The sequence below is a fragment of the Yersinia sp. LJYL362 genome, assembly GCF_048323875.1.
Map to the genome: position 1 here is coordinate 1 of NZ_JBLWEX010000039.1, position 8,844 is coordinate 8,844.

Consider the following 8,844-nt stretch of genomic DNA (forward strand, 5'->3'; position numbering starts at 1 on the left):
CCACAAATATACAGGACGAAGCAAGCGCTAACTCTGACTATTATCTGCAACAGTTGCAACAGAGCAGTGATGATAACAAGGCTGACTGGCAATTACTCGCCATTCGTGCCCTGCTACGTGAAGGGAAACTCCCTCAAGCGGCAGAACAGCTCGGCACTCTGCCCGCCAATCTGAGTGACGCGCAACGTCAGGAGCAGCAATTACTGACAGCTGAGCTACTGGTAGCCCAGAAAAATAATCCTGCGGCTGCCGATATTCTGGGCAAGTTGGATGCAACACAGCTCTCAGCTAACCAACAGGTTCGCTTCTATCAGGCACAAATTGCCGCCAATCAGGGTAAAGCGACATTGCCGCTGATACGTGCCTTTATTGCTCAAGAACCCTTGCTAAAAGACAAAGCACATCAAGATAATATTGATGGCACCTGGCAAGCACTGGCGCAGCTCACACCACAAGAATTAAATAATATTGTCATTAATGCAGACGAAAACGTGCTGCAAGGCTGGCTGGATTTGCTACATGTATATCAGGATAACAAGCAAGACCCTGATCTGCTGAAAGCCGGTATTAAAGATTGGCAAAACCGTTATCCACAAAATCCAGCGGCAAAAAACTTGCCAACGGCATTAACGCAGATCAGTAACTTCAGCCAGGCATCTACGGCAAAAATTGCCTTATTACTGCCATTAAGTGGCCCGGCACAAGTCTTTGCTGATGCAATCCAACAAGGTTTTACTGCGGCGCAAAATGGCTTGCCGGTGAATGCCCCGGCTCCGGTGACACCAGATGCAACGGCCACGACACCAACTGATGCTACTGCAACACCGGTGACTGATATTGCCACGCCAGCGCCAGTGGCAACCCCTGTTGCCACCAGTAATGCACAGGTAAAAGTCTACGATACCACTACTCAGCCAGTGGCTGCTTTGTTGGCACAAGCCCAGCAAGATGGTGCCACATTGGTTGTCGGCCCACTGCTGAAACCTGAAGTGGAACAACTGAGTGCGACACCCAGCACCCTGAATATTCTGGCACTGAATCAGCCGGAAGTTAGCACTAACAGCCCGAATATCTGTTACTTCGCCCTGTCTCCAGAAGATGAAGCTCGCGATGCCGCGCATCATTTGTGGAGCCAGGAAAAGAGAATGCCATTGTTGCTAACCCCACGTGGTGCCTTTGGCGATCGCGTTGCTAAAGCCTTCGCAGAAGAGTGGCAGAAACAAGGTGGGCAGACGGTATTGCAACAAAACTTCGGCTCTACTGCTGAGTTGAAACAAGCCATCAACAGTGGTGCAGGCATCCGCCTGACTGGCCAACCGGTGAGTGTTTCAAGCGCACCTGCCGCAGCACCTGCATCAGTCACCATTGCTGGCCTGACCATTCCTGCACCGCCGGTCGATGCACCAGTGGTCTCAACATCTGCCGGCGGTAATATTGATGCGGTGTATATCATTGCAACACCTGCCGAGTTGACTCTGATTAAGCCAATGATTGATATGGCGACCAGCACACGCAGCAAACCAGCGCTATTTGCCAGCTCCCGTAGCTATCAGGCAGGTGCTGGCCCGGATTACCGGCTGGAAATGGAAGGTATTCAGTTTAGTGATATCCCATTGATGGCAGGGGCGAATCCTGCGCTGATGCAGCAAGCGGCGGCCAAATTTGCCAACGACTATTCACTGGTACGGCTGTATGCCATGGGCATTGATGCGTGGACATTATCGAATCATTTTGCTGAAATGCGCCAAATTCCTGGTTTCCAGGTGAGCGGAACTACCGGTGATTTAACCGCATCAGCCGATTGTGTTATCACCCGTAAATTGCCTTGGCTGCAATACCGTCAAGGCATGGTAGTACCGGCGGCGTAAAGTAATTCGGGTGAGTAAACGTAGCTAACAACCCTGCAACTTCAATTATAAAGAGTAGTCCCAAAGTCATTGGAGTTTGCAGGTAGGCAGCAAGTGAATGAATCCCGATGAGCTTACTCAGGTAAGTAATTCGGGTGAGTGAACGCAGCTAACAACCCTGCAACTTCAAGGACGAAGGGAATATGAGCCAAAGGGATACTGGCACACACTACGAAAACCAGGCCCGCCACTATCTTGAGCGGGCAGGTTTAGTGTTTAAGGCAGCAAATGTCACCTATCAAAATGGTGAAATTGACCTTATCATGCGCGATGGCGATACCTGGGTATTTGTTGAAGTACGCTTTCGTCGCAATGCACTATTCGGTGGCGCTGCCGCCAGTGTCACTTACAGCAAACAACAACGGCTACTCCGGGCCGCTACCATTTGGCTGGCGCAGCGAAACGCCTGTTTTGCCACTACACCGTGCCGTTTTGATGTTTTTGCCATCACTGGTAGCGAGCTAGAATGGCTGCCAAACGCCTTCAATGCGGATTGATGATTCCTCTCCGGTTTTGTACCGGAATTTTAAATATTAAGTGAGTTAAATCAACGTGCTGGATAGAATCAAAGGTTGCTTTACAGAAAGTATTCAAACCCAGATTGCCGCGGCTGAGGCACTGCCTGACGCCATATCCCGTGCAGCAATGACGTTGGTTCAGTCACTGCTCAACGGCAACAAAATTCTCTGCTGCGGTAATGGGACTTCTGCGGCTAACGCGCAACACTTTGCAGCCAGCATGATAAACCGTTTTGAAACAGAACGACCAAGCCTGCCTGCAATAGCATTGAATGCTGATAATGTTGTGCTGACAGCCATCGCCAATGACCGTTTGCATGATGAAGTCTATGCCAAACAGGTGCGTGCGCTGGGTCATGCCGGTGATGTTTTGCTCGCAATTTCCACTCGTGGCAATAGCCGTGATATTGTGAAGGCGGTCGAAGCAGCAGTCACCCGTGATATGACCATTGTTGCGCTTACAGGTTATGATGGTGGTGAACTGGCTGGCCTGTTAGGTCAGCAGGATGTGGAAATCCGCATACCTTCGCACCGTAGCGCCCGGGTTCAAGAATTACACATGCTGACAGTGAATTGCTTGTGTGACTTAATTGATAACACTCTATTTCCCCATCAGGACGATTAAAGGAGCACGAATGAAGGTTGGTTATATTTTTGCCATGCTATTCAGCGCCCTGCTATTACAAGGTTGTGTCGGTGCTGTCGTAGTTGGCAGTGCGGCCGTTGCAACTAAATCTGCCACAGACCCTCGTTCTGTCGGCACTCAGGTAGATGATGGCACACTTGAAGCCAGAGTCGTCAACGCGCTGAGCAAAGATCAGCAGATAAAGAGCCAAACACGTTTTGTTGTGACCGCTTATCAAGGGAAAGTTTTGCTGACCGGGCAATCGCCAACTGCTGAGCTGTCTAACCGTGCCAAGCAAATTGCGGCCGGTGTTGATGGTGCCACAGAAGTGTATAACGAGATGCGCCTGGGTAAACCGGTCGATCTGACCACTGCATCAATGGATACCTGGATTACCACCAAAGTCCGGTCACAGTTACTGACCGCAGACTCGGTTAAATCCTCCAATGTAAAAGTGACCACAGAGAATGGCGAAGTGTTCCTTTTGGGTCTGGTGACTCAGCAAGAAGGGCAATCAGCCGCTCAGATAGCCAGCCAGGTCAGTGGCGTTAAGCATGTAACCACTGCATTTACTATTGTAAAATAATCAATTAGTTAGAAAGAGAAATCCTATTATGGGCCGGGAGAAATCCAGGCCCATTTTTAGCTATCCAAAACATCAAGCCATTAATCTAAATCATTCGCCTGTATGAAGTCTTTCCCACCCAATTGCCGCATTTGGCGCAAAATCCACTGTTGACGGGAAATCACATAACCGGATGGCGCATTCACCTTAAAGCGCAGTGGATTGGGCAAAACTGCGGCTAATAGAGCGGCTTCTGATGCGCTCAATTTACTGGCCGGTTTATTGAAGAAATGGCGAGCCGCCGCTTCTACGCCAAAAATACCGTCACCAAACTCCGCAATATTCAGATAAACCGTCAGAATACGCCGCTTGGTCCACACCAACTCAATACCGGCGGTCAATCCGACTTCCAGCCCTTTGCGTACCCAGCTACGACCATCCCACAGGAACAGATTTTTGGCAGTTTGTTGCGATAAAGTCGAAGCACCGCGGATACGGTTTTGGTTGCGCTGATTATGGGCTAACGCTGACTCTATAGCTCCGACATCAAAGCCCCAATGCTCGGGAAATTTTTGATCTTCCGCAGCCATCACCGCCAGCGCCATGTAAGGTGAAATCTCATCCATCGGCACCCAATCAGAGTGTGCGACGTACGAAAAATCGCCGGTCAGCCAGGCACCGAGTTGCCTTTCAATCATGACCATGGAAAACGGAACCGGCAGGAAAGCAAAAATCAAAATACCGGCCAACCACAGGGCAACAATGCCAATGACAGCCCGTTTTCCCCAATACCAAAGCCAATTTAATCCACGGCGGACTGAAATCATTCGGTTAAATCCAGCACCTTCGCCACCAGCTTATCAATTCCTTTTGCTGCTTCAGAAATTGATGCCGCCAACATGTAAGCAGGTGTTGTGACCACTTTATTCTCTGCATCGACCACTACATCATCAGCGGGGCAAATAACATGCTCGCCCCCCATAATTTCAACCGCCTCAATGGTATCGGGATCGTTACCAATTGTCAGACGAACAGGCTTACCCAATAGCTTCGGGAGCATAACGGGAGAAATACACATAAACCCAATTGGTTTATTCTCCTTATGCATTGATTGAATTAGCTTATATAAATCCGGATCAATGGCGCATTCAGAACTCTTAATAGCAAAATCGCTGAGGTTCTTTGCCGCACCAAAACCGCCAGGAACAATAAGGGCATCTAGTTGTTCTGAAGTGGCAGAGGAAAGCGGCTCAATCACGCCACGAGCAATGCGGGCGGACTCCACTAAAACGTTCCGCTGCTCGGTGGACTCTTCACCGGTAAGATGATTAATAACATGGAGTTGTGGCTTATCTGGTGCGAAGAATACGATACGTGCTCCAGCACGATCTAACGCCAATATAGTTAAGACAGACTCATGTATCTCTGTGCCATCGAAAACGCCACACCCGCTAAGCACTACACCGACTGTTTTCATCACACCTCTCCTTTTCTCACTCTGTCAATTGCTTAACTCGTTCTAGTGACAAAGACGTATCTCTATCACATATTTTAATGAATCTTGTAACAAGAGCGCTTACATTTGCTATGTTATTGCTTGTATGATGTATGGAAGAAACCTAACAACCTGCAAATCCACTCGAAATCGAAATTATTATATCCTAAATAATTCGAGTTACAGGAAGGCGGCAACTGAGCGAATCCCCAAGAGCTTACATCAGTAAGTGACTGGGGTGAACGAAGGCAGCCAACGCACATGCAACTTGAAGTATGACGGGTATTGCAGGTTGACGATTTCCCTGGTGTTGGCGCAGTATTCGCGCACCCCGGCCTCGGTCGGGGTTATTTTTTTTCAGCTTCAGCTGCCCACTCACGTAATACCTGAACATCATTACGCCATTCTGATTTTAATTCATCGACCCAATCTTGTACGTTGTCCCACCATGCTGGCAGTGTCGGGGTTTGAATTTGCTGTGCAAGTTGCTGGATATGGCGCAAGCCAACGGAACCGGCCGCCCCTTTAATTTTATGCGCTTCCTCCGTAATTCCTTTTTGATCTCGCGCCGTCATGTTTGAATCCAATACCGCCAAATAGCTCGGCATCATTTGTTCAAACATTTCCAGACTTTGATGAATTAATTGTGGACCAACCAAATCGATGTATTGTTCCAGCATGGCAGTATCAAGTAACGATTCATGGGTTTGCATCACAATGTGTTCCTGTTTTTTAGCGGCAGAAGAAGGCTTATGATCCCAAAATTGCTTAATCATGGCCGTGAGCGCGGGAACTGATAATGGCTTACTCAGCACATCATCCATCCCAGCATCTAAATATTCTTTTTTGTCTTTAAGCACGTTAGCCGTCAAGGCCACCAATGGCGGTAAGGATTGCTGCCCATAATCAGCCCTAATTTGGCGAGCAATATCCAACCCACTCATATCTGGCAATTGAATATCCAGCAGTACTAAATCAAAATCATCTGGTTTGAACATCGCCAGAGCGTCATGACCATTCATCGCCACCTCGACACTGTTGCCCAGTTTTTCCAACACTGAGCGCGCAACAATGACATTCAGCTCGATATCCTCCACCAGCAATATGTGAAGAGCTGGGAGCGGGGTATCGTCGCCTAATGGTGCACTAGACGCGGCCTGCACGACAGGTGCTTTAATGGTCAGGGTAAAGCATGAACCGGCCCCTTGGATACTTTTCACCGTAATATCGCCGCCCATGCTCTGTGCCAGACGTTTAGACACCGCCAGCCCAATGCCGGTGCCGGTTGCCGGACGGCCGCCATTACTGTCTTTTACCTGATAATACATGGCGAAAATTTTGTCCTGCTCGTCTTCAGGGATCCCCATGCCGGAATCTTCCACTTCGAAAATCAAGCGGTCATTGCTTTCACGTCTAACCCGTACCACAATTTCACCTTGCTGGGTAAACTTCACTGCGTTGCCGATTAAGTTCCATAAAATCTGACGCAAGCGGGTGCCATCGGTAATCACTTTCTCCGGCAATGGTAACTGCGGTTCCATAATGAACTTCAGCCCTTTCGGTTGCACCAACAGGCCAGAAAGGTTCTCTAAATCCGCCATAAAGCCAGTAAAATCAATTGGTTGATTATCAAGCTGAACTTTACGTCGCTCCAATTTATCCATCTCAATGATATCGTTGAAGATATTACCGAGAGTAATAGCACTGACATGAATGGTTTTCAGGTATTTTAGTTGTTCGCTGTCTAATTCGGTATCTAACAGGATACGGCTTAGGCCCACAATGCCATTAAGCGGCGTCCGCAGCTCATGGCTGATGGTTGAGATGAAAGTCGTCTTATCCCTACTGGCATTCTCCAGCGCATCCTGATAGCGCTTACGCTCAGTTATATCGCGCCCAAACCCCATCAACCCATGTCGTTTACCGACTCGGTCATAAAATGGTACTTTTCGCAATTCAAAACAGGCTTTACGCCCATCGGGATACACCAACCATTGCTCATAAGTCAGAGAAACGTTGTGACGGAAAACTTTCTCATCGGTTTCCATGACTTTTTCAGCGATGTCCGGCGCATAGACATCTTTAGGGGTCAAGCCGACCAACTGTTTCTCACTTTTGCCAGTCAATAGTTCCATCGCCCGGTTACAGCCGGAGAACTCATTGTCTTCGTTACGGTAATAAACCAAATCCGGTGAAGCATCCAAAAAAGAGCGCAATAAGGCCGACTGTTGCCCTAATTCAACCTGTGCCTGCTCACGGTGGCCCATCTCTTCTTTCAGTTTATCGACCACTTGCAGGTGAGCTTTCTCCGCTTTTTCACGTTCGACAATTTCCTGATTGAGTTGAGCAATGTTTTCCGTCAGTTGCTTATTCAGCTCCAAATCGCGATAACGCATCACTTCAAGCTTATCAACCAGCCGGGATAAGCGCTGGCGCGACTCTTCCAGTTGCTCAACCACCACCGACAGGAAATACACGGCCCACGGGGTTATCAGCAAGCCAAAGAAAATGGAACGCACCAGATCGAGGGTTTCCACCGAGCCACTCAAGACGAATGTCACCGCCATCTGAACCACCATGGCCAGTAACACCAGCACAGATGCCAGCAGCAGTGAGAAGCGAACCAGCCCTAACTTAACCATTAAATCAACGTAGTACTGGGCTAATACCCTGATTTGCTTCATAGCAACCCCTGTCTGTGTTTATCTGATAAATCATACCGTAAAACTGGGCCGAGATAAGATGGCTTGCTGAGAAGTGTGGAAAAGATTGCAAATCACAATGAGAGATTGAGAAACAACGCGCAGTAGCCGATCACAGCGCAGAGGCCTGCCCGCCATGGGCCAGCATATAATTATTCAGCTCATTCATACCGGTCCAGCGATTTGCGCACCACAATGGCGCAAGTAGCGTTGGTCTGCGGGCGCTGGCAGAAATCCGGTGATAGACAATGTCAGCGGGAGTATGGCGAATCATTTCACCGGCGGTGAGCACATATTCATCCAGCGTCAACTCTGATAACCGCCCTGCTCGCCATGCTTTGGCCATAGTACTGCCCTCGACGATATGCAGTGGATGCAGTTTTATCCCATCAACACCAGTGACCACCACTTTCTCCAATGTTTCCATGCACTGCGCCTGCTCCTCACCGGGTAAGCCGACAATCAAATGGCAGCACACTTTTAATCCTCGGGCACGAGCGCGACGGGCTGTTTGTTGGTAGCAGGCAAAATCATGGCCACGGTTAATACGTTTGAGTGTTTTATCATTAGCGGTCTGTAACCCCAGCTCTAGCCAAACTTCATAACCTTGCTGGTGATAGCCACTTAATAAATCCAACACCGCGTCCGGCACACAATCGGGCCGGGTTCCCACACACAAGCCGACAATGTCAGCTTCAGCCAAAGCTTGCTCATACATCACCGCCAGCGCATTGACCTCTGCATAAGTACTGGTATAGGCCTGGAAGTAAGCCAGGTAGCGTTTTGCCCGATTGGCTTTTTTAGCTTGCTCCGCCAATTGCTGCGCAATGCCCTGTTGCTGCATTTGTTCATCTGCAAATGAAGCCACATTACAAAAAGTGCAGCCACCACGGCCAAGGGTTCCGTCACGATTAGGACAGCTAAACCCGCCGTGTAGCGTGAGTTTATGAATTTTTTCACCATAGCGGCGCTGTAAATCCGCACCAAACATATTGACTAATTGCTGCAACTGCATAATCTTGGCACTGCCTG

General features: G+C 48.9%; 8 protein-coding genes. 4 read left to right on the forward strand and 4 right to left on the reverse strand.

Features of this window, described 5'->3' with window-relative positions; translation table 11 throughout:
• The 4 genes from ACNSO8_RS01565 to dolP all read left to right on the forward strand — a co-directional run.
• Nucleotides 1–1,868, forward strand: a 1,868-nt coding sequence (locus ACNSO8_RS01565; protein ID WP_418393620.1) for a penicillin-binding protein activator, incomplete at its 5' end; no start/stop codon positions are given.
• Between the two features lie 182 nt (nt 1,869–2,050).
• Nucleotides 2,051–2,404, forward strand: a complete 354-nt coding sequence (locus ACNSO8_RS01570; protein ID WP_019080032.1) for a YraN family protein — start codon at nt 2,051–2,053, stop codon at nt 2,402–2,404.
• Between the two features lie 55 nt (nt 2,405–2,459).
• Nucleotides 2,460–3,050, forward strand: coding sequence for a DnaA initiator-associating protein DiaA (gene diaA / locus ACNSO8_RS01575; protein ID WP_004710884.1), 591 nt, complete (start codon nt 2,460–2,462; stop codon nt 3,048–3,050).
• 10 nt (nt 3,051–3,060) lie between these two features.
• On the forward strand, nt 3,061–3,636 hold the full coding sequence (gene dolP, locus ACNSO8_RS01580; RefSeq protein ID WP_005166550.1) for a division/outer membrane stress-associated lipid-binding lipoprotein: 576 nt from the start codon (nt 3,061–3,063) through the stop codon (nt 3,634–3,636).
• 80 nt (nt 3,637–3,716) lie between these two features.
• Here dolP and mtgA read toward each other — a convergent pair whose 3' ends face one another.
• The 4 genes from mtgA to ACNSO8_RS01600 form a co-directional block, all read right to left on the reverse strand.
• Nucleotides 3,717–4,442 (reverse strand): monofunctional biosynthetic peptidoglycan transglycosylase, encoded by a 726-nt coding sequence (mtgA, locus tag ACNSO8_RS01585; protein WP_019080033.1) that lies wholly within the window; start codon nt 4,440–4,442, stop codon nt 3,717–3,719.
• On the reverse strand, nt 4,439–5,092 hold the full coding sequence (elbB, locus tag ACNSO8_RS01590) for an isoprenoid biosynthesis glyoxalase ElbB (protein ID WP_019080034.1): 654 nt from the start codon (nt 5,090–5,092) through the stop codon (nt 4,439–4,441). Before elbB ends, mtgA begins: the two co-directional genes overlap by 4 nt.
• A gap of 365 nt (nt 5,093–5,457) precedes the next feature.
• Entirely contained in the window at nt 5,458–7,794 is a 2,337-nt protein-coding gene (gene arcB / locus ACNSO8_RS01595; RefSeq protein ID WP_026017906.1) for an aerobic respiration two-component sensor histidine kinase ArcB, read from the reverse strand.
• Between the two features lie 130 nt (nt 7,795–7,924).
• The gene (locus tag ACNSO8_RS01600) at nt 7,925–8,827 is read right to left on the reverse strand and encodes a TIGR01212 family radical SAM protein (RefSeq protein WP_019080035.1); all 903 of its coding nucleotides are present in this window, start codon (nt 8,825–8,827) and stop codon (nt 7,925–7,927) included.
• Nucleotides 8,828–8,844 lie beyond the last annotated feature (17 nt).

Bases quoted from the DNA above. Each gene is read 5' to 3' on its own strand.
- ACNSO8_RS01570 (WP_019080032.1), top strand. From the start codon at position 2,051: ATGAGCCAAAGGGATACTGGCACACACTACGAAAACCAGGCCCGCCAC.
- dolP (WP_005166550.1), top strand. From the start codon at position 3,061: ATGAAGGTTGGTTATATTTTTGCCATGCTATTCAGCGCCCTGCTATTA.
- mtgA (WP_019080033.1), bottom strand. From the start codon at position 4,442: ATGATTTCAGTCCGCCGTGGATTAAATTGGCTTTGGTATTGGGGAAAA.
- elbB (WP_019080034.1), bottom strand. From the start codon at position 5,092: ATGAAAACAGTCGGTGTAGTGCTTAGCGGGTGTGGCGTTTTCGATGGC.
- arcB (WP_026017906.1), bottom strand. From the start codon at position 7,794: ATGAAGCAAATCAGGGTATTAGCCCAGTACTACGTTGATTTAATGGTT.
- ACNSO8_RS01600 (WP_019080035.1), bottom strand. From the start codon at position 8,827: ATGCAGTTGCAGCAATTAGTCAATATGTTTGGTGCGGATTTACAGCGC.